This is a genomic window from Shewanella sp. 5_MG-2023, from assembly GCF_030547465.1.
In the GTDB taxonomy this organism is placed as follows: domain Bacteria; phylum Pseudomonadota; class Gammaproteobacteria; order Enterobacterales; family Shewanellaceae; genus Shewanella.
On sequence record NZ_JAUORC010000075.1, the window covers coordinates 1 to 1563 of the forward strand.

Genomic DNA, 1563 nt, shown 5'->3' on the forward strand with positions numbered 1-1563 from the left:
TGCAAAAACTGTCACTTGTTTTGCTAAAAACCAGCAAAACAACCACCAGTCTTTGCAGCGGCTGCGGCAGGCGTTAGCAGTACAAGGAAAGTTTCGTGGATTCATCTAGTTTCAGAGATAAAATGCTCTCCCAAATCACCATTGGATATGATTGGGATACATTAAATAATTTCGCTGAAATCAAGCTTGTCTCAAATAATGGAGATATATCTTCATTTAAAATTTGTAGACTCACAGAATATTCACTTTACGAAGATTTTTCAGCTAGTTACATTAGTCAATGTAAACTCATTACAAAGAACTCAATGGTCTATTTAAGCTTGGATCCATACGATGAGCTTTCTAACCTCATAGATTTAGACAATGATTGTTTATGGTTTAAAGGTAGTAGCATTGAGCAAGTGTAATGTACTGCTAACAAGTTACTCAAAAGGACGTAAAACACTTGGCTTGCGCTCCTTCGTCGCTAATTTTAGCCAAGTATTTTACGCCCATTAGTAAGGCGTTATAACGATAGGAGTCAGAATTGTCTAAAGATGATATTACAAAGCTGGTAACAACAGCTTTAACATTACCAATTTTCTTTTTTTTACTTGGGTATTCTTTTGAAGGTTTAGAACTATCTTTTATGGCCTTTGCATTTTTATTGTTACTAGCCGTTGTAGGTGGTGCAATTGGTGGTGTGTATGCCTACTTTGCACATAATTTATTTTTCAAGAGCTCATTCTTTGCTGGTCTAATTCCCTCAGTTATTTTAATGTTTATTGCTATAAAAATGGATCTAGATAATTTAATTGTACTTGGCGATTTATGTTTAATTGTAGCTTGTTGGGTTACAGCTTCTGAACTTGCATTTATCAAAAATAAATCAATGAAATCATCGTTATAATCGGGTAGCCGGAGGTATCTAGCCTCCAGCCCCCACACCACCCTGCATGCGGCTCCGCACAGGGCGGTTCATTTAGAACACCTAACTTACTTTCTGGTTAGCCTATTTATTACAATAATGAACTGCGATCCATCCATCTCTTAGTGAATATAATCCTGCTTTCTTCAGATACTCATTACTCAGCGCTTGCTGTATCCCTGGTGTTTTTGAACTTCTCCATGGGCCTTTGCTTGTGATACCACAACCAACGGCCACTTGAATTTTGACGCCACGTTTAAGTAGGTTTTGCACCTTAGTCCGTGGTTTTCGCCACTGACGCCAGTAGCACATACGTACGCGACGACGGATCCAATGGTCTAAGTCGACACACCCTTGATAAGCATTAGCGATGCCAAAATAGTTGATCCAGCCTTGCATGTATTGACGCACTTTAAACAATTGATAACCCATGCTCACGCCCCAGTTTCGGTTCGTCAGCCGCCTCATCTTTTGTTTGAAAATGTGTAATGTTTTAGCATGCCACTGGATCTTTCCTCGGTTAAAGGTAAACCCGAGGAACTTGCTTTGACTTACCTTAACCACTTGGCTTTTCTGTGTATTAACAACCAGTTTTAGCTTAGTGGCAAGGTATTGAGTGATGCTCTTGAGTACTCGTTCTCCCGCTCGAATAGACT

3 protein-coding genes are annotated in these 1563 nt (G+C 39.3%); 2 read left to right on the forward strand and 1 reads right to left on the reverse strand.

Annotated elements, in window-relative coordinates; translation table 11 throughout:
- Positions 1-95: 95 nt before the first annotated feature.
- Positions 96-407 (forward strand): hypothetical protein, encoded by a 312-nt coding sequence (locus Q4557_RS19685; protein WP_303415020.1) that lies wholly within the window; start codon positions 96-98, stop codon positions 405-407.
- Positions 408-526: 119 nt separating this feature from the next.
- On the forward strand, positions 527-889 hold the full coding sequence (locus tag Q4557_RS19690; RefSeq protein ID WP_102437056.1) for a hypothetical protein: 363 nt from the start codon (positions 527-529) through the stop codon (positions 887-889).
- A gap of 102 nt (positions 890-991) precedes the next feature.
- Here Q4557_RS19690 and Q4557_RS19695 read toward each other — a convergent pair.
- Positions 992-1563, reverse strand: a 572-nt coding sequence (locus Q4557_RS19695; protein ID WP_303415022.1) for a group II intron maturase-specific domain-containing protein, incomplete at its 5' end; no start/stop codon positions are given.